Source organism: Streptomyces sp. QH1-20, from assembly GCF_041283565.1.
In the GTDB taxonomy this organism is placed as follows: Bacteria; Actinomycetota; Actinomycetes; order Streptomycetales; family Streptomycetaceae; genus Streptomyces; species Streptomyces syringius.
The window spans coordinates 5,875,730-5,898,505 of record NZ_CP166299.1; the positions used below are offsets into that span (position 1 = coordinate 5,875,730).

Below are 22,776 nucleotides of genomic sequence, written 5' to 3' on the forward strand. Positions count from 1 at the left end.
TCGAGGGGCGAGCCCAAGGTTTGCGAGACTGGTGCAGTGAAAAACGCAGTTCCCGCACCGCGGGTCATCGCCGTCGTCGGACCCACGGCCGCCGGCAAGTCCGATCTCGGCGTCGCCCTCGCCCAGCACCTGGGCGGCGAAGTCGTCAACGCCGACTCCATGCAGCTCTACCGCGGCATGGACATCGGCACCGCCAAGCTGACGATGGAGGAACGCCAGGGGGTGCCGCACCACCTGCTCGACATCTGGGACGTGCGCCAGGCCGCGAGCGTCGCCGAGTACCAGCGGCTGGCCCGCGCCGAGATCGACCGGCTGCTCGCCGAGGGCCGCACCCCGGTGCTCGTCGGCGGCTCCGGGCTCTACATCAAGGGCACCATCGACGCCCTCGACTTCCCCGGCACGGACCCCGCCGTACGCGCCCGGCTGGAGGCGGAGCTGGCGGAGCTGGGCCCCGGCGCCCTGCACACCAGGCTCGCCGCCGCCGACCCGGCCGCCGCCCGGGCGATCCTGCCCGGCAACGGCCGGCGCATCGTGCGCGCCCTGGAGGTCATCGAACTCACCGGCAAGCCCTTCACCGCCAACCTGCCCGGCGAGAAGCCCGTGTACGACGCCCTCCAGATCGGCGTCGACGTCGAGCGCCCCGAGCTGGACGAGCGGATCACCGTGCGCGTGGACCGTATGTGGGAAGCCGGGCTCGTCGACGAGGTGCGCGCGCTGGAGCGCGAGGGACTGCGCGAGGGGCTCACGGCGCCCCGCGCGCTCGGCTACCAGCAGGTGCTCGCCTTCCTGGCGGGGGAGTGCACCGAGGAGGAGGCGCGGACCGAGACCGTCCGCGCCACCAAGCGGTTCGCCCGGCGTCAGGACTCGTGGTTCCGGCGGGACGCGCGCGTGCACTGGCTCAGCGGCGCGGCCGACCGGCGGGCGGAACTCACCGGGCAAGCACTGGGGTTGGTCGAACGGGCGGTCACAGCCTGATCACGTGATGGCATCGGGACGCTCCGCACGCCGTTCGGGACCGTGCGAGCGTGCCATCATCGAGCTCGATCGAGCCGTGAAGTCCGAGTTGGGAGGGCGCGTGGCGATGGAGGCCGGTCCTCGCGACAGACCGCAGCAGCCGCCGCCCGGCGAGCCGGAGGCGCTGACTCCGGACGGCCCCGAGGACACCGAGGACGCCGCACCCGACAGTGCCGCACCCGCGTCCTTCCGGGAGCTGCGCCCGCAGCGGAGGCTGCGCGTCTGGCAGCTCGCTCCGATTGTCATGCTCGCAGCTATCGGCTCGCTGATGTTCGCCTTCCCGCTCGCCTTCGAATTCGGCGACGGCGGGCCGGTCGTCGCCATGCTCGGCCTGCTCATCAGCTGCTGCGCCGCGGGCTGGGGCGTGATGGCGGCCCGCCGGGTGGGCTACACCTGGCCCGGCCTGCCGCAGCGGGGCTCCGGGCGCCGGCCGGACTGGCGGTACGTGGCCCTCTACACGGCCGTGGTCGCCCTCCTGGTCGTCCTCGCCGTCTGGCGCGTGGCGCGCCTGAGGTAGCGGGGAGCCGCCGCCCCGTGCCCTCCCGTGCGATCACCCCTGGTCGCGGGCGCTGTCACCGGTGCCCCGTACCATCGAAGGCGTGAGCACAGCGCAGATCGCCTTCCTCAAGGGTCACGGCACCGAGAACGACTTCGTGATCATCCCCGACCACGACGGCCGGCTCGAGCTGGCCCCGGCCGCCGTCGCCCGGCTGTGCGACCGACGGGCCGGCATCGGCGCTGACGGCGTGCTGCGGGTCGTACGGTCCGCGGCGCACCCCGAGGCGCGCGCGATGGCCGACGAGGCCGAGTGGTTCATGGACTACCGCAACGGCGACGGCAGCGTCGCCGAGATGTGCGGCAACGGCGTCCGCGTCTTCGCGCGCTACCTCCAGCGGGCCGGCCTCGCCGAGGAGGGCGACCTCGCGATCGCCACCCGCGCGGGCATCCGCCACGCCCACATCGCCAAGGACGGCCCCGACGGCACCCCCGGCGACATCACCGTCGGCATGGGCCGCGCGGTGCTCCCGGACGGCGGGGTCACGGTCACCGTGGGCGAGCGCGACTGGCCCGCCCGCAATGTCAACATGGGCAATCCGCACGCCGTCTCCTTCGTCGACGACCTCGCCGACGCCGGGAATCTGTACACGGCTCCCCTTGTCAGCCCCGCCTCCGCGTACCCGGACGGCACCAACGTCGAATTCGTCGTCGACCGCGGGCCGAGGCACGTCGCGATGCGCGTCCACGAGCGCGGCTCCGGCGAGACCCGCTCCTGCGGGACGGGCGCCTGCGCCGTGATGGTGGCCACCGCCCGCCGCGACGGAGCGGACCCCGCCCTCCTCGGCCACCCCGTCACCTACACCGTGGACCTTCCCGGCGGCCGTCTGGTGATCAGCGAGAGCCCCGACGGCACGGTCGAGATGACCGGCCCCGCCGTGATCGTCGCGGAGGGCGTGCTCGACCCGTCCTGGCTGGAGACCGTCCTCGGCTGAGCACGCCGCCGCGCACCCCGTGCCCGTTCGCGGGGGCTTTCGGACGCGGGCTCGCTCGAATGGGTGATCCGTTTCACTCTGGGCGAGAGCGGGTGAGCGGTGCGTGATGGGCTCGGTAGCATCAAGCACCGGTCTGGAGGCGTGAGCCGACCGCCGGTCGATGCCGCCGGAGGTGCCCATGAGCGCAGACGCCACGAATGAAGGTGCTCTCGGCCGCTGGCGCGGCCGCCCCCGAATCGACCTGAGACGGCTGGGGCGCGCGGCGCTCGGCGGTTCCGGGGCGCGGGGGCGCCTCCCCGACGCGATCGACCACGTGGCCAAGGTCCATCGCGCGCACCACCCCGGCGCGGACCTCGACCTCCTGCGCCGGGCCTATGTGCTCGCGGAGTCCTCCCACCGCGGCCAGACGCGCAAGAGCGGCGAGCCGTACATCACGCACCCCCTCGCCGTGACCCTGATCCTCGCCGAACTGGGCGCCGAGACGACGACCTTGACGGCCTCCCTCCTCCACGACACCGTCGAGGACACCGAGGTGACCCTCGATCAGGTGCGGGAGCAGTTCGGCGAGGAGATCCGCTTCCTCGTCGACGGCGTCACCAAACTGGAGAAGGTCGACTACGGCGCCGCGGCCGAGCCCGAGACCTTCCGCAAGATGCTCGTGGCCACCGGAAACGACGTCCGTGTGATGTCCATCAAGCTCGCCGACCGGCTGCACAACATGCGCACGCTCGGCGTGATGCGCCCCGAGAAACAGGTCCGCATCGCCAAGGTCACCCGCGATGTGCTGATCCCGCTGGCCGAGCGGCTGGGCGTGCAGGCCCTCAAGACCGAGCTGGAGGACCTGGTCTTCGCGATCCTCCACCCCGAGGAGTACGCCCGCACCCGCGACCTCGTTCTCGCGCACGCCACCCGCACCGACCCCCTGCAGGCGACCGCCGCCCGGGTGCGCTCGGTGCTGCGGGAAGCCGGCATCACCGCCGAAGTCCTCGTCCGGCCGCGGCACTTCGTCTCCGTGCACCGGGTCCGGCTCAAGCGCGGCGAGCCGTCCGGCTCGGATCTGGGCCGGCTGCTCGTCCTCGTCACCGAGGACGCGGACTGCTACGCGGTCCTGGGCGAGCTGCACACCTGCTTCACCCCGTTCATCTCGGAGTTCAAGGACTTCATCGCCGTACCGAAGTTCAACCTCTACCAGTCGCTGCACACCGCCGTCGCGGGCGAGGACGGCCAGGCCGCCGAAGTCCTCATCCGCACCCACCAGATGCACCGGGTCGCCGAGGCCGGGGTGATCGCCCTCGGCAATCCCTACGCCGGCCCGGAGACCCCCGACGCCCCGGACGGCGAGCGCGTCGACCCCACCCGGCCCGGCTGGCTCTCCCGGCTCCTGGAGTGGCAGCGCGCCACCCCCGACCCCGACACCTTCTGGACCTCGCTCCGTGACGAGCTGGCCCAGGACCGGGAGGTCACCGTCTTCCGCGCCGACGGCGGCACGATCGGCCTCCCGGCGGGCGCGAGCTGTGTCGACGCGGCCTACGCCCAGTACGGCGACGGCGCGCACGGCTGTATCGGCGCCCGCGTCAACGGCCGGCTGGCGACGCTCAGCACGGTCCTGCGCGACGGCGACACGCTCCAGCTGCTGATGTCCCACGACACCGTCTCCGGACCGTCCCCGGAGTGGCTGGAGCACGCCCGTACCCCGGCCGCGCGGATCGCCATCGGCCGCTGGCTGGCCACCCACCCCACGCCCGACCCCGGCACCCCGCCCACGGCCCCGCCCGCCCCGCCCGCCCCGGGCCCGCCCCGGCCCGCCGCCAAGGCCGTCGGCCCGGCCCCGGCGGGGCCCGTCGTCGTCGCCGAGCAGGCCGGTCTGGCGGCTGCCAACGTGCGCCTCGCCGGCTGCTGCACGCCCGTGCCGCCCGATGAGGTCACCGGCTTCACCGTGCGCGGCGGCGCCGTGACCGTGCACCGCGCCCAGTGCCCCGCGGTGGACCGCATGGTCACCTCCGGGCGCGACCCGGTCGGCGTGCGGTGGCGGTCCACGGACGGCGCGGGCGCTCGTGACTACCGCGTCACCCTGCGCGCCGAGTCCTTCAGCAGGCCGCATCTGCTCGCCGATCTGACCGAGGCCATCGCCGCGGAGGGCGCGGCGGTGATCTCGGCCGCCGTCGAGCCGCCCCACGAGCAGCGCGTGCGCCATACGTACACGCTCCAGCTGTCCGACGCCGCGCGGCTGCCCGAGCTGATGCGCGCGATGCGGCGGGTCCCGGGGGTCTACGACGTCGAGCGGGCCGGCCGGCCGGTGGCGGCCGCGCCCCTGTGACGAGCCGGCTGGGCCGAGCGGGCGGCTCTCCGGCGGGGGTGGCACTCCGTACGGCCCTTCGGGCCGCTCGTACGGGTGGGAAAGTGCCGTGGCGCCACTCGCGGCGACTTCCGCGCTGATAGCGGTGGACGCATGCCGCACACACCCGGGGCACGTCCCCCGAAGCCCCGGCGGTCCGTACGCCGCCGCGCAGCCCTGACCGCCGCCGTCGCGGCCCTCCTGCTCGGGGCAGCCGCCCCGCCGCCGTCACCCACCGCACGGGGGATCGGCGACCGGCTCTTCCCGGAGCTCGGCAACCCCGGCTTCGATATCGCCGCCTATGACATCAGCTTCGTCTACCACGGCAACGACAAGCCGCTCGACGCCGTCACGGTCATCGAGGCCGAGGCCACCGCGGACCTGGACAGCTTCAATCTGGACTTCACCCACGGCGCGGTCGGCTCGGTCGAGGTCAACGGCCTGCAGGCCGACTTCGCGACTGCCAAGGAAGACCTGGTCGTCACCCCGCGGGTCGCCCTGCCGCGCGGCGGAGGCTTCACCGTGACCGTCCGGCACACCAGTGATCCGCGCGGCAGCGGGGACGGCGGCTGGGTCCGCACCGGGGACGGGCTGGTCATGGCCAACCAGGCCGACGCGGGCCACCGGGTCTTCCCCGGCAGCGACCACCCCTCGGACAAGGCCCGCTTCACCTTCCACGTCACCGCGCCCAAGGACCTGACGGTGGTCGCCAACGGGCTGCCCGCCGGGCGCAGAGCCAGGGGAGCGGTCACCTCCTGGAGCTACCGCACCGGCCACCCCATGGCCACCGAGCTCGCCCAGGTCTCCATCGGCCGCTCCGCCGTGCTGACCCGCACCGGCCCGCACGGCCTGCCCATCCGGGACGTGGTGCCCGCCGCCGACCGGCAGCAGCTGCGGAAGTGGACGGCGAGGACGCCCGGCCACCTCGCCTGGATGGAGAAGAAGGTCGGCAGGTACCCCTTCGAGAACTACGGCGTGCTGATCGCCGACGCCTCGACCGGATTCGAGCTGGAGACGCAGACCCTCTCCCTCTTCGAGCGCGGCCTGTTCACGAACGCCGCGTTCCCCTCCTGGTACGTCGACGCGGTCATGGTGCACGAGCTGGCCCATCAGTGGTTCGGCAACAGCGTCAGCCCCCGCACCTGGTCCGACCTCTGGCTGAACGAGGGCCACGCCACCTGGTACGAGGCGCTGTACGCCCAGGAGAAGTCCGACAAGCCGCTCGTCGACCGGATGCGCCTCGCCTACGAGCAGTCCGACGCCTGGCGCGCCGACGGCGGTCCGCCCGCCGCGATCAAGGCCCCGGTGCCGGGCAAGAAGATCAGCATCTTCCGGCCCGTCGTCTACGACGGCTCCGCCCTCGTGCTCTACGCCCTCCGGCAGAAGATCGGCGCACCCGCCTTCGACCGCCTGGAGCGCGCATGGGTCGCCGGACACCGGGACACCACCGCGACCACCGCCGACTTCGTCGCCCTCGCCTCCAAGATCTCCGGCCAGGACCTGAAGCCGTTCCTGCACGCCTGGCTGTACGAGGCCAAGACGCCGCCCATGCCGGGCCACCCCACCTGGAAGACCGCCAAGAAACCCGAGTGACGCCCCGGCGGCGGCATGGGACCATCAACGGGTCGGCGAGGCTGCCGGCCCCGGGAATCTCCGGGGCCCCGCAGACGTTGTCGACGGTGCGGCCCCACACCTCGGGGCCCGCACTTCCCAACGATGCAAAGGATCAAATGACCTCCTCTTCTTCCCTTCCGCAGGACCAGGACCGGCAGAGCCTCCCGGAGAGCCTTCGGGCCGACGCCCTGATGGAAGAGGACGTCGCCTGGAGCCACGAGATCGACGGGGAGCGAGACGGCGATCAGTACGACCGCTCCGAGCGCGCGGCACTGCGCCGGGTGGCGGGTCTCTCCACCGAGCTGGAGGACGTCACCGAGGTCGAGTACCGGCAGCTGCGCCTGGAGCGCGTGGTGCTGGTCGGCGTCTGGACGTCCGGCACGGCCCAGGACGCGGACAACTCCCTCGCGGAGCTGGCCGCGCTCGCGGAGACCGCGGGCGCCCTCGTCCTCGACGGTGTCGTCCAGCGCCGCGACAAGCCGGACCCGGCCACCTTCATCGGCTCCGGCAAGGCGCGGGAGCTGCGCGACATCGTCCTGGAGAGCGGCGCCGACACCGTTGTCTGTGACGGCGAGCTCAGCCCCGGCCAGCTCATCGCCCTCGAGGACGTCGTCAAGGTGAAGGTGGTCGACCGGACCGCCCTCATCCTGGACATCTTCGCCCAGCACGCCAAGTCCCGAGAGGGCAAGGCGCAGGTCGCTCTCGCGCAGATGCAGTACATGCTCCCGCGCCTGCGCGGCTGGGGTGCCTCGCTGTCCCGGCAGATGGGTGGCGGCGGCGGTGGCGGCATGGCCACCCGTGGTCCCGGCGAGACCAAGATCGAGACCGACCGGCGCCGTATCCGCGAGAAGATGGCGAAGATGCGCCGGGAGATCGCGGAGATGAAGACCGGCCGGGACATCAAGCGCCAGGAACGCCGGCGCAACAAGGTCCCCTCGGTGGCCATCGCCGGATACACCAACGCGGGCAAGTCCTCGCTGCTCAACCGGCTCACCGGTGCGGGTGTCCTGGTGGAGAACGCCCTGTTCGCCACTCTGGACCCGACCGTGCGCCGGGCCGAGACGCCCAGCGGGCGGCTCTACACCCTCGCCGACACCGTCGGGTTCGTCCGGCATCTGCCGCACCACCTCGTCGAGGCGTTCCGCTCCACCATGGAGGAGGTCGGGGACTCCGACCTGATCCTGCACGTGGTGGACGGCGCGCACCCGGCGCCGGAGGAGCAGCTGGCCGCCGTGCGCGAGGTGATCCGCGAGGTGGGCGCGGTCGACGTGCCCGAGATCGTAGTGATCAACAAGGCGGACGCCGCCGATCCGCTGGTCCTCCAGCGGCTGCTGCGGGTCGAGAAGCACTCGATCGCCGTGTCCGCGCGGACCGGCGAGGGCATCGCGGAGCTGCTCGCGCTGATCGACGTCGAGCTGCCGCGGCCCGCCGTCGAGATCGAGGCGCTCGTGCCCTACACGCACGGTGCCCTGATCGCGCGGGCCCACGCCGACGGCGAGGTGATCTCCGAGGAGCACACCCCGGAGGGCACCCTGCTCAAGGCGCGCGTCCACGAGGAACTCGCCGCCGAGCTCCAGCGGTTCGTACCGGCCGCGCGCGGCTGACGCGAGGCGTTTTCCGCAGGCGAAAGCGAAGGCCCGCCCCCGACACCGTCGGGGGCGGGCCTTCGCGCTGCGGTGCCGCGGACTACTGATTGGCGAACTTCCGGCTGAGCGCCTCGTAGACGCCCTTCGCCTCCGGGCCCAGGCGCGGACCCGCCAGCCAGGTGTTGCCGGCCGGGCCGATCGAGGTGTTGGAGACGAGCGCCAGCTTGCCGTCGGCGCCCTTGGCGAACCAGCCGCCGCCGGACGAACCACCGGTCATGGTGCAGCCGATGCGGTACATGGTCGGCTGCGCGGGCTGCAGGGTGAGCCGGCCGGGCCGGTCGATGCAGTCGTACATCTTCTGACCGTCGAACGGCGCCGCGGCCGGGTAGCCCCAGGCACCCATGGACTGGATGGACTTCACCTGCGGGGTGCTGAAGTCGACTGGGAGGGCGTTGCCGACCGTCTCCTCCAGGGACTTGCCCGTGGGGGTCTCCTGCTTGACGTGCAGCACGGCGAAGTCGTACGGCGCACCCGCGCCACCGCTCTCCGCGCCCTGCGCGATCCACTGCGAGGACGTCTGCGCCCAGTTCGCCCACCACACGCCGTACGGGGCGACGTCCTGCATCGGCGCGCTGTTGACCTGCGAGGCGGGCAGACCCTTGTCGTTGTACGACGGGACGAAGGCGATGTTGCGGTACCAGCCGCCCTTCTGTCCGGCGTGCACGCAGTGACCCGCGGTCCACACCATGTTGGACTTGCCCGGGTGGGCCGGGTCCTTGACGACGGTCGCGGAGCAGACCATGTGCCCCTGCGGACCGTCGAAGAACACCTTGCCGACCGGGGCCGCGTTCTGGCGGTAGGGGAGCTTGACGGCCTTCGCGGTGACCGGCCTCGGCTCCGGGTCGGTGACGCCCTGGTCGCTGCTGCCCGAGCCCGGGACCGTGCCCGGAGCGCCCTGGGTCGCGAGCGTCTTGTCGCCGGCCCGGGCGTCCTTCATGTTGCCGGGCTTCCAGTGTTCCTTGATCATCGGGTTGATGAAGTCGCGGGCCTCACGCATCCACTGGTCCTTGTCCCAGTTCTTCCAGGCCCCCTCCTTCCACTTCTGCTTCCACTTCTCCAGGTCCTGCGTGGGGATGCCCTTGGGCAGACTGGGGAGGTCGTCGCTCGCCTGGCTCGCGGTCGCACTCGGCTTGGTGTCGCCGCCCGCGGCCTTGTCGTCGGACGGCCCGCAGGCGGTGGCGGTCAGCGCCAGAGCGGCGGTGAGAGCGGCGGCCGCCAAGGCCGGCCGGCGTATGGGTGACATGGAGTGGACTCCCCCTGGTTGATCTCTGCTTGTCATGAAAAGCGCCCGTCGGTCGCGCGCCGATGCGTCCGTTGGCACGGGCACTGATGAACTTGTCATGCACCGCCCCAGCGACGGGGCGCGGCCCCACACTATGCCCGGTGTGGTGGAAGACGGATGATCGCGGGTCCCTGGTTCCGCCGTGAAGGATCTTGGATTCGGGCCGTGTTCCGTGGCCCGCGGCGTCGTTGGTACGTACGGGGGACAGCCGACCAGCGTTCAGCAGGAGGACCCAGAGCCGTGGCCTTGACCCAGCTACCGCCCGTGGGGCCGTCGGCGCGCGAGGAGGTCCCCCGACGGCAGCCCGCCCGCGAATCCGCGGCCCGCACCTACCCCCGCTCGCTGCCCGTCGTGCCGGTGCGCGCCCGTGGGCTGACCGTCGAGGGCGCCGACGGCCGACGCTATCTGGACTGCCTCTCCGGAGCGGGCTCGCTGGCGCTCGGGCACAACCACCCGGTCGTGCTCGAAGCCATCCGTTCCGTCCTTGACTCCGGTGCGCCGCTGCACGTCATGGACCAGGCCACCCCCGTGCGGGACGCCTTCACCGAGGAGCTGTCCGCCACGCTGCCGCGCGCCTGGGCCGGGTCGGCGCGGATCCGCTTCTGCGGCCCGGCCGGCACCGACGCGGTGCGGGCCGCGCTGGGGCTCGTACGGAAGGCCACCGGGCGCACCGGGCTGCTTGCCTTCACCGGCGCCCACGACAAGATCGCCGCGGGCGCGCCGGGCGGGAGCGTGATCCGGCTCCCCTACCCGCAGGACTACCGCTGTCCGTTCGGGGCCGGCGGCGCGGACGGCGCCCGGCTGGCGGCCGACCGGGCGGAGAGCCTGCTGGAGCACCGCGGGAGCCGGAGGGACGGCCCGGCCGCGATGCTCGTCGAACCCGTCCTGGGCGAGGGCGGGGTGATCCCCGCGCCGGACGGATGGCTGCGCCGGATGCGGGAGTTGACCGCGGCCCACGGCATCGCGCTGATCGCCGACGAGACGCACACCGGGGTGGGCCGGACCGGCGCGTTCTGGGCCGTCGAGCACAGCGGCGTCGTCCCCGATGTCATGGTCCTGTCCGACGCCATCGGCGGCAGCCTCCCGCTCGCCGCCATCGTCCACCGCGAGGAGCTGGACGCCGGCCGGACCGGCGACCGCGCGGGGGCCTTCCAGGGCAACCAGCTCGCCATGGCGGCGGGCGCCGCGACGCTGAAGTACGTCCGGGAGAACCGTCTCCCCGAGCGCGCCGCGGCGCTGGGCGAGCGGATGCTGGCCGGGCTGAGCGCGATGGCGGGGGAGTGCGGCCACATCGGGGAGGTACGCGGGCGCGGACTGATGATCGGAGTGGAGTTCGTCGACCCCGGGGCGCCCGGCCCGGCCGCCGGAGGCAGCCGTCCGCCACTGGCGGCCGCACCCGCGGCGGCCGCCGCGGTGCGCCGCGAGTGCCTACGGCGCGGTCTGATCGTCGGACTGGGCGGCCGGTACGCGAGCGTGATCCGGCTGCTGCCACCCCTGACCATCACGGACGAGCAGGCGGACGCGGTGCTCGACCGCTTCGCCGGCGCCGTCGCGGCCGTCTCGCACGGCGCGCACCAGCGGGACCCCGGCCCCGGCCCCCTGGAGCGACCCGGAACCCCGAGGTTTCGCGGCCCGTCGGGGAACGCCGGTGCGCCGGGCAGCCCCGGCGGGTGGGCGACGCCGGGCGCGCCGCCTCCCCGCGGCACCACCTCGCACCCCAGCCCGTCGAACCACCCCAGTACGCCGAAGGAGGCAGGCGCCGCATTCCCGGCCTGACCGCCGAGGTGCACGCCGCACAGCGCATGAACGCATCCCCCGACACCGATGCGTCCACTGCCGGCCAGGGCCGCGCAGCCGGCCCGCGGCAGGAAAACGTCCCCGCGGTGCCGCACCAGAGCGGCCGCCCCGGCGTGATCCCGGACCCCGGCCGCCCCGCCGGAGCCGACCCGCTGGAGCACCCCGACCCGCGGGTCGCCGGTGACGCCGCCACCGTGGAGAATCTGCTCCGCTGCTGGGTGCGCGAGACCGATGCCACCCACCCCGACGGCCCCACCCTGCACATCCCGCTCCCCGCGAGCGGTACGGCCCTCCTCGTCCCCGTCGTCCACTGGTCCGCCGTCGGCTGGCACCGCTTCGGCCCGCCCGTGTCGGCGGACGCTCCCGCCGACACCCCGTCCGTCGACGCCGTCACGCTCGCCGCCCTCCTCGGCCGCGAGGTCGCCCACCGTGCCGCGCGCGAGGGCGGGCCGCCCCTCGGGGACAGCGGCGACCTCGTCGGGCGGGTCGCCGACTCCGCCCGCCGCACCGCCGCGTTCGTCGCCGACCGGCGCGCCCGGCCCGCCGACCCGGACGGGGGAGACCTCTTCCTCTACGGCGAGCAGGCGCTCGTCCTCGGGCATCCCCTGCACCCCGCGCCCAAGAGCCGCGAAGGCTTCTCCGAAACCGAGGCACCGCTCTACTCCCCGGAGATGCGGGGCTCCTTCCCCCTGCACTGGCTGGCCGTCCACCGCTCCGTGCTGGCCACGGACTCCGCGTGGACCGAGCGGGGCCGGGCCGTGGAGGCCGCCGCCCTGGCCACCCGGCTCGCCGGCCCCCACCTGCGGCTCCCCACGGACACGGTGCCCCTGCCGCTGCACCCCTGGCAGGCACGCGACCTCCGCAACCGCCCCGGCGTGGCCGGGCTGTTCGACGCCGGGCTGCTCCACGACCTCGGCCCCTGCGGCGAGCCCTGGTCCCCGACCTCCTCCGTACGGACGGTCTACCGCTCCGGTGCGCTCGCGATGCTGAAGCTCTCCCTCGGCGTGCGCATCACCAACAGCCGCCGGGAGAACCTCCGCAAGGAGCTGCACCGCGGGGTCGAGGTGCACCGCCTGCTGCGCAGCGGCCTCGCCGAGCGCTGGCGGGCGGCCTGCCCGGGCGGCCTCGGCTTCGACATCGTCCGCGACCCGGCCTGGCTCGCGGTCGACGCGCCCGACGGCACACCGCTGCCCGGCCTCGACGTCGTCATCCGGCACAACCCCTTCGGCCCCGGCGACGACGCCGTATGCCTGGCCGGCCTCCTCTCCCCGCGCCCCTGGCCGGACCGAGGTGGGCAGGACGGGCGCTCGGCCATGGGCTCCCGGCTCGCCGACATCGTCGCGGGGCTCGCCCTGCGCACCGGCCGGCCCGCCGGGGCGGTCTCCGCGGAGTGGTTCCTGCGCTATCTGGAGGCGGTCGTACGGCCCGTGCTCTGGCTGGACGGCGAGGCGGGCATCGCCCTGGAGGCGCACCAGCAGAACATCCTCGTCCTGCTGGACCGGGACGGCTGGCCGGTCGGCGGACGGTTCCGCGACAACCAGGGCTACTACTTCCGGGAGTCCCACCGTCCGGCACTCGAGCGCGGGCTCCCCGGTATCGGTGCGCAGAGCGAGACCTTCGTGGACGACGACATCGCCGACGAGCGGTTCGCCTACTACCTCGGCATCAACAACATCCTCGGTCTGATCGGCGCGTTCGGCGCACAGCGCCTGGCCGACGAGCGGATCCTGCTGGCCGCGCTCCGCCGCTTCCTCCAGGGGGCCGCCAGGACGAAGGGCGAGGGCCGCACCTCCCACCCCTCCCCCCTGGCGGCCCATCTGCTCGAGTCCCCCACTCTCAGCTGCAAGGCCAACCTGCTGACCCGGCTGCACGGGCTCGACGAACTCGTCGGCCCGGTCGACACGCAATCCGTCTACGTCACCGTCACCAATCCCCTTGTCACCTCCGCCGGATGAGCGGCGAGCGCCCCGGCCCGGGGGTGAACGGGGCTCAGCGGGCCTCCGCGGCGGTCGAGATACGGAGGATCGCCGAGGGCCCCGGGAGTCCTGAGGACAGTGGGGCTACTGGGAGCGAAGAGAGCCATGAGGCCCAGGGGATTCAGGGGGCCCAGGGGGGACCTAGTCACGGGGGCATCCAGGAGGAGAGCGACGCTGTGCCGCCCATTGACGCCCATACCGACACGGACTCCGGCCCCGACACCCTCGACCTGCGCCATTCCGACGAATTCGTCGAACTCATCGCCTACGACCGCCCCGAGGCGCCCGTCTCCCGGGACCCCGACCTGCTGGACGGCCTCGCCGGCTGGGGCCCCGTCGACACCCCCGCCGGCGCCTTCCAGCTCGTACCGGTCCGGATCGAGCGCGACCTGCGACTCGTCGCCCGCTGGATGAACGACCCGGCCGTCGCGGCCTTCTGGGGCCTGGCCGGCCCCGACAGCGCGAGCGAGGACCATCTGCGCACCCAGCTCGACGGCGACGGACGCAGCGTGCCCTGCCTCGGCGTGCTCGACGGGGTGCCCATGAGTTACTGGGAGGTCTATCGCGCCGACCTCGATCCCCTCGCCCGCTATTACCCGGCCCGGCCGCACGACACGGGGCTGCACCTGCTCATCGGCAAGGTCGCCGACCGGGGCCGGGGCCTGGGCACGACCTTGCTGCGCACCGTCGCCGACCTCGTCCTGGACCACCGGCCGTCCTGCGGCCGGGTCGTCGCCGAGCCCGATCTGCGCAACACCCCCTGCGTCGCCGCCTTCCTCGGCGCGGGCTTCCGGCTGACCGCTGAAGTCGACCTGCCCGACAAGCGCGTGGCCCTGATGATCCGCGACCGCTCCCTGCGCGACGTCCTGTGAAGCGGGCGCCGTGCCGTGCCGTATGAGGGTTCCGTTCACTCCGTACTCCGTGAGGACGGTGATGTCAGTGCCGCCCCTTAGGCTGGAAGAGCTATGACTGCCTCCTCCTCCCTCGCCGACCTGCTGCACGCCGCCGTCACCGCCGTCGGGGGCAGTGAGCGCCCCGGCCAGGTCACCATGGCCGAAGCCATCGCCGAAGCCATCGACGACAACACCCATCTGCTCGTGCAGGCCGGCACCGGCACCGGAAAGTCCCTGGGCTATCTGGTGCCTGCCCTCGCCCACGGCGAGCGGGTCGTCGTCGCGACCGCGACGCTCGCGCTCCAGCGCCAGCTCGTCGAGCGTGATCTTCCGCGGACCGTCGACGCCCTGCATCCGCTGCTGCGCCGCCGTCCGCAGTTCGCCATGCTCAAGGGCCGGTCGAATTACCTGTGCCTGCACCGGCTCCACGAAGGAGTGCCGCAGGAAGAGGAGGAGGGGTTGTTTGACCCCTTCGAGGCGGCGGCGCCGTCCAGCAAGCTCGGCAAGGACCTGCTGCGGCTGCGCGACTGGTCGGACGAGACCGAGACCGGCGACCGGGACGATCTGACGCCCGGCGTCTCGGACCGCGCGTGGTCCCAGGTCTCGGTCACCTCCCGGGAGTGCCTCGGTGCTTCGAAGTGCGCATACGGCGCGGAGTGCTTCGCCGAGGCGGCCCGTGAGCGCGCCAAGCTCGCCGACGTCGTGGTCACCAACCACGCCCTGCTCGCCATCGACGCGATCGAGGGCGCCCCGGTGCTCCCCAGCCACGAGGTGCTGATCGTCGACGAGGCCCATGAGCTGGTCTCCCGGGTCACCGGCGTCGCCACCGGCGAGCTCACTCCCGGCCAGGTCAACCGGGCTGTGCGGCGGGCCGCCAAGCTCGTCGACGAGAAGGCCGCCGACGCGCTGCAGACCGCCGCCGAGAGTTTCGAGCGGCTGATGGAGCTGGCCCTGCCCGGGAGACTGGAGGAGATCCCGGAGGACCTCGGCTACGCCCTCATGGCACTCCGCGACGCCTCCCGCACGGTGATCTCGGCGATCGGCGACACCCGCGACAAATCCGTCCAGGACGAGGACGCGGTCCGTAAGCAGGCCCTGGCTGCCGTGGAGAGCATTCACGGGGTGGCCGAGCGCATCGTGGAGGGCTCCGAGTACGACGTCGTCTGGTACGAGCGCCATGACCGCTTCGGCGCGTCCCTGCGCGTCGCGCCGCTGTCGGTCTCCGGTCTGCTGCGCGAGAAGCTCTTCAATGAGCGGTCCGTGGTGCTCACCTCGGCCACGCTCAAGATCGGCGGCGACTTCAACGGCGTCGGTGCCTCCCTGGGCCTCGCCCCCGAGGGCATCGAGGGCGACGACCTCCCCCAGTGGAAGGGCGTGGACGTCGGCTCCCCGTTCGACTACCCCAAGCAGGGCATCCTCTACGTCGCCAAGCATCTGTCCCAGCCCGGCAGGGAGGGCAGCCGGAGCGACATGCTGGACGAGCTGGCCGAGCTGATGGAGGCAGCGGGCGGCCGGACGCTCGGGCTGTTCTCCTCCATGCGGGCCGCGAAGGCCGCGGCCGAGGAGCTGCGGGGCCGGCTCGATCTGCCGATCCTGCTCCAGGGCGAGGAGACGCTGGGAGAGCTGATCCGGACCTTCGCCGCCGACGCCCGCACATGTCTGTTCGGCACGCTGTCGCTGTGGCAGGGCGTCGATGTGCCGGGGGTGAACTGCCAGCTCGTCGTCATGGACCGGGTGCCCTTCCCGCGCCCCGACGACCCGCTGATGAGCGCCCGGCAGAAGGCCGTGGAAGAGGCGGGCGGCAATGGCTTCATGGCCGTCGCGGCGACGCACGCCGCGCTGCTGATGGCACAGGGGGCCGGCCGGCTCGTACGGGCCTCGGGTGACCGTGGCGTGGTCGCGGTGCTCGACCCGCGGCTGGCCACGGCGCGCTACGGCAGCTTCCTGCGCGCCACGATGCCGGACTTCTGGTACACCACGGACCGTAACCAGGCGCGCCGCTCACTGGCGGCCATCGACGCCGCGGCGAAGGCGGCCGAGAAGTAGGAGCGCGGGCCGAGAAGGCCGGGGCGCGAGCGCACACAGCAGGGCCCCGGAACCGGCGCAGTGGTTCCGGGGCCCGGTCTTCGCGGACTCACACCCGCCGCAGCACCGCCACGACCTTGCCGAGGATGGTGGCCTCGTCACCGGGAATGGGCTGGTAGGCGGCGTTGTGCGGCAGCAGCCACACATGGCCGTCCTCGCGCTTGAAGCGCTTGACGGTCGCCTCGCCGTCGAGCATCGCGGCCACGATATCGCCGTTCTCCGCGACGGGCTGACGACGCACCGTGACCCAGTCGCCGTCACAGATGGCGGCTTCGATCATGGAATCGCCGACCACCTTCAGCACGAACAGCTCGCCGTCGCCCACCAGTTGGCGGGGGAGGGGGAAGACGTCCTCGACGGACTCCTCGGCGAGGATCGGACCGCCGGCGGCGATCCGGCCGACCAGGGGGACGTACGACGCGGCGGGCTTGCCGGTCGTGTCGGTCGGCTGGGAGCTCGGCTGGTCGGAGCCGCGCACCTCATAGGCCCGGGGACGGTGCGGATCCCGTCGCAGGAATCCCTTGCGCTCCAGGGCCATCAGCTGATGGGCCACGGAAGAGGTGCTGGAGAGCCCCACCGCCTGGCCGATCTCTCGCATGGACGGTGGGTAGCCGCGGCGCTGGACCGAGTCCCGGATGACCTCGATCACGCGGCGTTGCCGGTCGGTGAGCCCGGAGCTGTCCGCCCGGATTCCTGGTGGGCGTCCCGGGAGTGAGCGGGCCGGCTTCTGCCCCTCGGCGTTCATGGCTGCGTCATTCATCGGGTGTGCCTGGTCGAGTCGGCTCTGGGAGCGGTCCTGGGCGGTGATGGTGGCGCTGTCTGCGGTGGTGGTCACGTCGGCCCCTCTCGAGATGTTCTCCCTAGCTGGACAACGGTAGTTGCTTTCGAAAGGTTGCGCCAAACACACGTTCGAGTGAAATATCGCAGATTACCTGACGTGATCAGACGGGAAGGTGTACAGGCGGAGATCAATTCGCCCATTGCGGTAGCCTTCGGTGCGAAGGCCACCGGATGGCGCGTGGATCGCCGGACCGGGCAATGCGTCCCAAAGTGCCGTCGGTCGTCGGGCTCCGGACCTGTGCCGTGGCGCCCCCGGCACGGCTCGGCCCTGGACGGATCCAGGGCGTCCGGTGCCGGTTCCGTGCGCCGGTGCCAGTGTGCCATTCGTGGACCCGTGGGGGCTCGTCCGGGGCCGCTTCCGCGCGCCCCGGGCCCTGTCCGGCGGTGTCGGCGCCGGTCCTCCGCGGTGCGACACGCGCTCGGCGCGCTTGCCTGCCAGGCACCAGATCTAGTGGTTTGATGGCGACGGCCACCCACCAGTAGTGGTCCGCAGGTGGCCCTGGTGCATTCCGGTCGCGGCCATCGCCTATGCTGGGGGCTGCTTCACGAGGCCTGTACGAGGCCCGCCGAAGCCGAAGATCGTGTACAGCTTTTTTCGAGGTTCCTCGAGGGTGAAGGAGGGTGGAGAGCCATGCACTGCCCCTTCTGCAGGCACCCCGACAGCCGGGTCGTCGACAGTCGGACCACCGATGACGGTTGTTCGATCCGCAGGCGCCGCCAGTGCCCCGACTGCTCCCGTCGCTTCACGACCGTGGAGACCGCGTCACTCATGGTGATCAAGCGGAGCGGGGTCACCGAGCCCTTCAGCCGCAACAAGGTCATCTCCGGTGTGCGCAAGGCCTGCCAGGGGCGCCCGGTCACCGAGGACGCCCTGGCCCAGCTCGGCCAGCGTGTCGAAGAGGCGGTGCGTGCCACGGGCAGCGCCGAGCTCTCCACGCATGACGTCGGCCTCGCCATACTCGGCCCGCTCAAGGACCTCGACCTGGTCGCGTATCTGCGGTTCGCGTCCGTGTACCAGGCCTTCGACTCGCTGGAGGACTTCGAGGCCGCCGTCGCGGAGCTCCGCGAGCAGCGGCCCGCGACAGACGCCGTCGGCCGCGGCGAGGACGTCGACGTTCCCGCGCCCGCCGCGGCCGCCGACTAGCAGCGGCGACCAACACAGGATCAGCCCGGCGCGCCCCGCGCGCACGGGTGGAAGACACACATCGCGCCACGGAAGAATTGGGCGCATTAGGGCGTTTTGCCCGTAGAGGGAGGCGGCATGACAGAGACGACGAGCGGCCCGGCACGAGGTTCCCGCTCCAAGGGAAACAAGGGTGCCAAGGGTCTGCGCATCGAGCGCATTCACACCACTCCCGGCGTCCACCCCTACGACGAGGTGGTCTGGGAGCGTCGTGACGTCGTCATGACCAACTGGCGCGACGGCTCGATCAACTTCGAGCAGCGTGGCGTCGAGTTCCCCGACTCCTGGTCGGTGAACGCGGTCAACATTGTCACGAGCAAGTACTTCCGTGGCGCGGTCGGCTCCCCGGACCGTGAGTCGAGCCTCAAGCAGCTCATCGACCGAGTGGTGCGCACCTACCGCAAGGCCGGTGAGGAGCACGGTTACTTCGCCTCCCCGGCGGACGCCGAGATCTTCGACCACGAGCTGACCTACGCCCTGCTGCACCAGGTCTTCAGCTTCAACTCCCCGGTCTGGTTCAACGTCGGCACCGCCCAGCCGCAGCAGGTCTCCGCCTGCTTCATCCTCTCCGTCGACGACTCCATGGAGTCGATCCTCGACTGGTACAAGGAAGAGGGGATGATCTTCAAGGGCGGCTCCGGCGCCGGCCTGAACCTCTCCCGCATCCGCTCCTCCAAGGAGCTGCTCTCCTCCGGCGGCAACGCCTCCGGCCCGGTCTCCTTCATGCGCGGCGCCGACGCTTCCGCCGGCACCATCAAGTCGGGCGGCGCCACCCGTCGCGCGGCCAAGATGGTCGTCCTGGACGTCGACCACCCGGACGTCGAGGCCTTCATCGAGACCAAGGTGAAGGAAGAGGAGAAGGTCCGCGCCCTGCGCGACGCCGGCTTCGACATGGACCTGGGCGGCGACGACATCACGTCCGTCCAGTACCAGAACGCCAACAACTCCGTCCGGGTGAACGACGAGTTCATGAAGGCCGTCGAGGCCGGCTCGAAGTTCGGTCTGCGCGGCCGGATGACCGGTGAGGTCATCGAGGAGATCGACGCCAAGGGTCTCTTCCGCAAGATGGCCGAGGCGGCCTGGGCCTGCGCCGACCCGGGCATCCAGTACGACGACACGATCAACCACTGGCACACCTCGCCGGAGACGGGCCGGATCACCGCGTCCAACCCGTGCTCCGAGTACATGCACCTGGACAACTCCTCGTGCAACCTCGCCTCGCTCAACCTCATGAAGTTCCTGAGCGACGACGACCAGGGCAACCAGTCGTTCGACGCCGAGCGCTTCGCCAAGGTCGTCGAGCTGGTCATCACGGCGATGGACATCTCCATCTGCTTCGCCGACTTCCCGACCGAGAAGATCGGCGAGACGACCCGCGCCTTCCGCCAGCTGGGCATCGGCTACGCCAACCTCGGCGCCCTGCTGATGGCCACCGGCCACGCGTACGACAGCGACGGCGGCCGCGCGCTCGCCGGTGCCATCACCTCGCTGATGACCGGCACCTCCTACCGCCGCTCCGCCGAGCTGGCCGCGGTCGTCGGCCCGTACGACGGCTACGCCCGCAACGCGGACGCCCACCAGCGCGTCATGAAGCAGCACGCGGACGCCAACGGCGCCGCCAAGCGCGTGGACGACCTGGACACCCCGGTCTGGGCCGCGGCGACCGAGGCGTGGCAGGACGTCGTCCGCCTCGGCGGGCAGAACGGCTTCCGCAACGCCCAGGCCTCGGTGCTCGCCCCCACCGGCACCATCGGCCTGATGATGGACTGCGACACCACGGGCGTCGAGCCTGACCTGGCCCTGGTCAAGTTCAAGAAGCTCGTCGGCGGCGGCTCGATGCAGATCGTGAACAACACGGTCCCCAAGGCGCTCAAGCGCCTCGGCTACCAGCCGGAGCAGGTCGAGGCGATCGTCGCCCACATCGCCGAGCACGGCAACGTGATCGACGCCCCGGGCCTGCGGACCGAGCACTACGAGGTCTTCGACTGCGCCATGGGCGAGCGCGCGATCTCCGCCATGGGCCACGTGCGCATGATGGCCGCCGCGCAGCCGTTCCTGTCGGGTGCGATCTCCAAGACCGTGAACCTGCCGGAGTCCGCGACCGTCGAGGAGGTCGAGGAGGTCTACTTCGAGGGCTGGAAGCTCGGTCTGAAGGCGCTCGCGATCTACCGCGACAACTGCAAGGTCGGCCAGCCGCTCTCCGCCAAGAAGAAGGAGAAGGAGGCGGCGAAGGCCCCCGAGGCCGTCGCCCCCGCCGCGGAGAAGGTCGTCGAGTACCGTCCGGTCCGCAAGCGGCTGCCCAAGGGCCGTCCGGGCATCACCACCTCCTTCACCGTGGGTGGCGCCGAGGGCTACATGACCGCCAACTCCTACCCGGATGACGGTCTCGGTGAGGTCTTCCTCAAGATGTCCAAGCAGGGTTCGACCCTCGCGGGCATGATGGACGCCTTCTCGATCGCCGTCTCGGTCGGTCTGCAGTACGGCGTCCCGCTGGAGACGTACGTCTCGAAGTTCACGAACATGCGCTTCGAGCCGGCCGGCATGACGGACGACCCGGACGTGCGGATGGCGCAGTCGATCGTCGACTACATCTTCCGCCGCCTGGCGCTGGACTTCCTGCCCTTCGAGACGCGCTCGGCGCTGGGCATCCACTCCGCCGAGGAGCGCCAGCGTCACCTGGACACCGGCTCGTACGAGCCGTCCGACGACGATGTCGACGTCGAGGGCCTGGCGCAGTCCGCGCCGCGGCACATCGAGGCCCCGAAGGCGGAGACCCCGGCGCAGCCGGCGGCCGTCGTCCCGGCCCCGAAGCAGGTCCACAACTCCACCGAGCTGGTGGAGATGCAGCTCGGCCTGAACGCGGACGCGCCGCTGTGCTTCTCCTGTGGCACGAAGATGCGCCGCGCGGGCAGCTGCTACCTCTGCGAGGGCTGCGGCTCGACCAGCGGCTGCAGCTGACGATCGCCTGAACCGAAGGGGAGCCGGCCCGGTGCCGGCTCCCCTTCGGCATGCCGGGGACTGCTGGGCACTTCCGACCCGGGCCGATCGTCAGCGGTCATTTCCGATCATGAATACTGGCCGGACGACCAGGCAAGAGGAGTGAGCGGCGGTATGGGCGAGTCCTTGTGGGGCGGCGACGAGCTGGACCTCGACGGCTACCTGGCACGCATCGGATTCACCGGCACACCGCGGGCGGACCTGACGACGCTCCGGGCGGTGCACCGGGCGCATGTGGCCGCCTTCCCCTTCGAGAACCTGGAGATCCTGCTCGGCCGCCCCGTCCTGCTCGACGTCCCGGCGCTGCAGGACAAGATGGTCACGCGCCGCCGCGGGGGCTACTGCTACGAGCAGAACCTGCTGCTGGCCGCCGCTCTCGACCGCATCGGCTTCTCCTTCACCGGGCTCGGGGCACGGGTCCGCATGGGCAGCGACAGCCGACGCGCCACCACCCATATGGCGCTCAAGGTCGAGGCCGACGGCGAGCAGTGGCTGTGCGACGTCGGGTTCGGCGGCGAGGGGCTGCTGGAGCCGCTGGCGTTCCGGGACGGGATACGCGAGCGCCAGGGAGACTGGACGTTTGGAATCGCGCGTGAACAGAAGGACGTACGCGTCCTTCGCACGCTCCACCCGGAGGGTTGGTTCGACCTCTACGCGTTCGGCCCGGAGGAGCGGTTTCCCGTCGACTACGCCGTCATGAACCACTACATCTCGACGCACCCGCGCTCACCCTTCGTCTCCCGGCCCGTAGTGCAGCAGACGGAGTCCGATCACCGGCGGAATCTGGTCGGCAGGGTCCTGACGCGCGCTCGCGCCGACGGCTCGCGTGACACGTGCGAGGTCGGGGTGGAGGAGTTGCCGGATGTGCTGGCGCGGGAGTTCCGGATCGAGCTGAGCGCGGCGGACGCCGAGACGCTCGCGCGGGTGTACTCCTCCGGTACGTGATACGCGCCACTGCCGGGGCCGTACGATGGCGCGGTGCTGGTCAAGTGGATTCGCTGCACCGTGGTGGACCGCCGAGGGTTCGAGCGGGGGCAGCGGAAATGGGCGGGGTTGCTCGGTGAGCCCGGATTCCGGGGGCAGGGCGGCGGCTGGAGCCGTGGGCGTCCGCATGTGGCGCACCTCTTCGGCTTCTGGGAGAGCCGCGCCTTCTACGACTCGTTCATGGCGCGCTCGCACGACAGACTGGCGGCCTCCCAGGTCGGCACGTTCAAGGACATCCAGGTCAGGCTGTTCGAGCACCGCTTCGACGTGAAGGTGGGTTTCCGGCCGCAGTTCTCCGACGCTGACGTGGTGCGCTTCGCCCACTGCCGGATCCGCGCGGACCGGGTGGAGCACTTCACACACATGCAGGAGAAGGTGTGGAATCCGGCGATGGCCGGATCACCGGGAATGCTGCGCGGTGTGTTCGGCGAGGCGCCCGGCCAGGAATTCCTGGTGCTGTCGATGTGGAACTCCGAGGCCGAACACGGCAAGTACCGGACCGAGCGGGTGGAGCGGCTCGCCCTGCGGGCGCAGACCGAGGCGGACGTGGCCGCCATCACGGGCGACATCGTCGCGATAGAACCGTCCTGGACGGTGTGACCGCCCGGTCCCGGCCGCTCCGGGGCCGGTCACATACTGC

At 71.9% G+C, this 22,776-nt stretch carries 16 protein-coding genes; 14 read left to right on the forward strand and 2 right to left on the reverse strand.

The features are described from left to right. The first annotated feature begins 36 nt into the window (after positions 1-36). The 6 genes from miaA to hflX all read left to right on the forward strand — a co-directional run bounded on the left by miaA (position 37) and on the right by hflX (position 8,057). Entirely contained in the window at positions 37-975 is a 939-nt protein-coding gene (gene miaA, locus AB8O64_RS26710) for a tRNA (adenosine(37)-N6)-dimethylallyltransferase MiaA (protein ID WP_370421763.1), read from the forward strand. A gap of 106 nt (positions 976-1,081) precedes the next feature. After that, positions 1,082-1,531 (forward strand): hypothetical protein, encoded by a 450-nt coding sequence (locus tag AB8O64_RS26715; RefSeq protein ID WP_370423973.1) that lies wholly within the window; start codon positions 1,082-1,084, stop codon positions 1,529-1,531. Positions 1,532-1,613: 82 nt separating this feature from the next. Further along, positions 1,614-2,504, forward strand: coding sequence for a diaminopimelate epimerase (dapF, locus tag AB8O64_RS26720; protein ID WP_370421765.1), 891 nt, complete (start codon positions 1,614-1,616; stop codon positions 2,502-2,504). Between the two features lie 178 nt (positions 2,505-2,682). Further along, positions 2,683-4,821, forward strand: coding sequence for a bifunctional (p)ppGpp synthetase/guanosine-3',5'-bis(diphosphate) 3'-pyrophosphohydrolase (locus AB8O64_RS26725; protein ID WP_370421766.1), 2,139 nt, complete (start codon positions 2,683-2,685; stop codon positions 4,819-4,821). Between the two features lie 132 nt (positions 4,822-4,953). After that, a complete protein-coding gene (locus AB8O64_RS26730) occupies positions 4,954-6,432 on the forward strand; it encodes a M1 family metallopeptidase (protein ID WP_370421768.1) in 1,479 nt (492 codons plus the stop codon). Between the two features lie 137 nt (positions 6,433-6,569). Then, positions 6,570-8,057: a GTPase HflX gene (hflX, locus tag AB8O64_RS26735; protein WP_356453376.1), complete on the forward strand. Its 1,488-nt coding sequence runs from the start codon at positions 6,570-6,572 to the stop codon at positions 8,055-8,057. An 82-nt stretch (positions 8,058-8,139) separates the two neighbouring features. Here the strand turns inward: hflX and AB8O64_RS26740 are convergent, their stop codons facing one another. Then, positions 8,140-9,342: a hypothetical protein gene (locus tag AB8O64_RS26740; protein WP_356453375.1), complete on the reverse strand. Its 1,203-nt coding sequence runs from the start codon at positions 9,340-9,342 to the stop codon at positions 8,140-8,142. Between the two features lie 279 nt (positions 9,343-9,621). Between AB8O64_RS26740 and AB8O64_RS26745 the strand changes: the two genes are divergently transcribed. The 4 genes from AB8O64_RS26745 (at position 9,622) to AB8O64_RS26760 (ending at position 16,093) form a co-directional block, all read left to right on the forward strand. Beyond that, positions 9,622-11,157 carry an aminotransferase class III-fold pyridoxal phosphate-dependent enzyme gene (locus tag AB8O64_RS26745; RefSeq protein WP_370421769.1) on the forward strand — a complete coding sequence of 512 codons (1,536 nt, stop codon included), beginning with the start codon at positions 9,622-9,624 and terminating at the stop codon, positions 11,155-11,157. A 26-nt stretch (positions 11,158-11,183) separates the two neighbouring features. Continuing rightward, the gene (locus AB8O64_RS26750; RefSeq protein WP_370423974.1) at positions 11,184-13,133 is read left to right on the forward strand and encodes an IucA/IucC family siderophore biosynthesis protein; all 1,950 of its coding nucleotides are present in this window, start codon (positions 11,184-11,186) and stop codon (positions 13,131-13,133) included. 197 nt (positions 13,134-13,330) lie between these two features. Then, positions 13,331-14,026: a GNAT family N-acetyltransferase gene (locus AB8O64_RS26755; RefSeq protein ID WP_370421771.1), complete on the forward strand. Its 696-nt coding sequence runs from the start codon at positions 13,331-13,333 to the stop codon at positions 14,024-14,026. Positions 14,027-14,119: 93 nt separating this feature from the next. Continuing rightward, positions 14,120-16,093, forward strand: a complete 1,974-nt coding sequence (locus AB8O64_RS26760; RefSeq protein ID WP_370421772.1) for an ATP-dependent DNA helicase — start codon at positions 14,120-14,122, stop codon at positions 16,091-16,093. An 88-nt stretch (positions 16,094-16,181) separates the two neighbouring features. Here the strand turns inward: AB8O64_RS26760 and lexA are convergent, their stop codons facing one another. Beyond that, positions 16,182-16,967: a transcriptional repressor LexA gene (gene lexA / locus AB8O64_RS26765; RefSeq protein WP_130881823.1), complete on the reverse strand. Its 786-nt coding sequence runs from the start codon at positions 16,965-16,967 to the stop codon at positions 16,182-16,184. A gap of 636 nt (positions 16,968-17,603) precedes the next feature. Between lexA and nrdR the strand changes: the two genes are divergently transcribed. The 4 genes from nrdR (at position 17,604) to AB8O64_RS26785 (ending at position 22,736) form a co-directional block, all read left to right on the forward strand. Beyond that, positions 17,604-18,116, forward strand: a complete 513-nt coding sequence (gene nrdR / locus AB8O64_RS26770; RefSeq protein WP_130881822.1) for a transcriptional regulator NrdR — start codon at positions 17,604-17,606, stop codon at positions 18,114-18,116. A 117-nt stretch (positions 18,117-18,233) separates the two neighbouring features. Next, complete coding sequence (locus tag AB8O64_RS26775) at positions 18,234-21,113, forward strand: vitamin B12-dependent ribonucleotide reductase (RefSeq protein ID WP_370421774.1); 2,880 nt, start codon at positions 18,234-18,236, stop codon at positions 21,111-21,113. A gap of 153 nt (positions 21,114-21,266) precedes the next feature. Beyond that, positions 21,267-22,097, forward strand: a complete 831-nt coding sequence (locus AB8O64_RS26780) for an arylamine N-acetyltransferase (protein WP_370421776.1) — start codon at positions 21,267-21,269, stop codon at positions 22,095-22,097. A 33-nt stretch (positions 22,098-22,130) separates the two neighbouring features. Further along, complete coding sequence (locus tag AB8O64_RS26785; RefSeq protein ID WP_370421777.1) at positions 22,131-22,736, forward strand: YdbC family protein; 606 nt, start codon at positions 22,131-22,133, stop codon at positions 22,734-22,736. The last annotated feature ends 40 nt before the right edge of the window (positions 22,737-22,776 follow it).

What these genes read in the sequence shown, in the direction of transcription:
- nrdR (WP_130881822.1), top strand. Translation starts at nt 17,604, where the DNA reads ATGCACTGCCCCTTCTGCAGGCACCCCGACAGCCGGGTCGTCGACAGT.
- AB8O64_RS26740 (WP_356453375.1), bottom strand. Translation starts at nt 9,342, where the DNA reads ATGTCACCCATACGCCGGCCGGCCTTGGCGGCCGCCGCTCTCACCGCC.
- AB8O64_RS26780 (WP_370421776.1), top strand. Translation starts at nt 21,267, where the DNA reads ATGGGCGAGTCCTTGTGGGGCGGCGACGAGCTGGACCTCGACGGCTAC.
- AB8O64_RS26750 (WP_370423974.1), top strand. Translation starts at nt 11,184, where the DNA reads ATGAACGCATCCCCCGACACCGATGCGTCCACTGCCGGCCAGGGCCGC.
- AB8O64_RS26775 (WP_370421774.1), top strand. Translation starts at nt 18,234, where the DNA reads ATGACAGAGACGACGAGCGGCCCGGCACGAGGTTCCCGCTCCAAGGGA.
- AB8O64_RS26725 (WP_370421766.1), top strand. Translation starts at nt 2,683, where the DNA reads ATGAGCGCAGACGCCACGAATGAAGGTGCTCTCGGCCGCTGGCGCGGC.
- AB8O64_RS26730 (WP_370421768.1), top strand. Translation starts at nt 4,954, where the DNA reads ATGCCGCACACACCCGGGGCACGTCCCCCGAAGCCCCGGCGGTCCGTA.
- AB8O64_RS26715 (WP_370423973.1), top strand. Translation starts at nt 1,082, where the DNA reads ATGGAGGCCGGTCCTCGCGACAGACCGCAGCAGCCGCCGCCCGGCGAG.
- hflX (WP_356453376.1), top strand. Translation starts at nt 6,570, where the DNA reads ATGACCTCCTCTTCTTCCCTTCCGCAGGACCAGGACCGGCAGAGCCTC.
- AB8O64_RS26760 (WP_370421772.1), top strand. Translation starts at nt 14,120, where the DNA reads ATGACTGCCTCCTCCTCCCTCGCCGACCTGCTGCACGCCGCCGTCACC.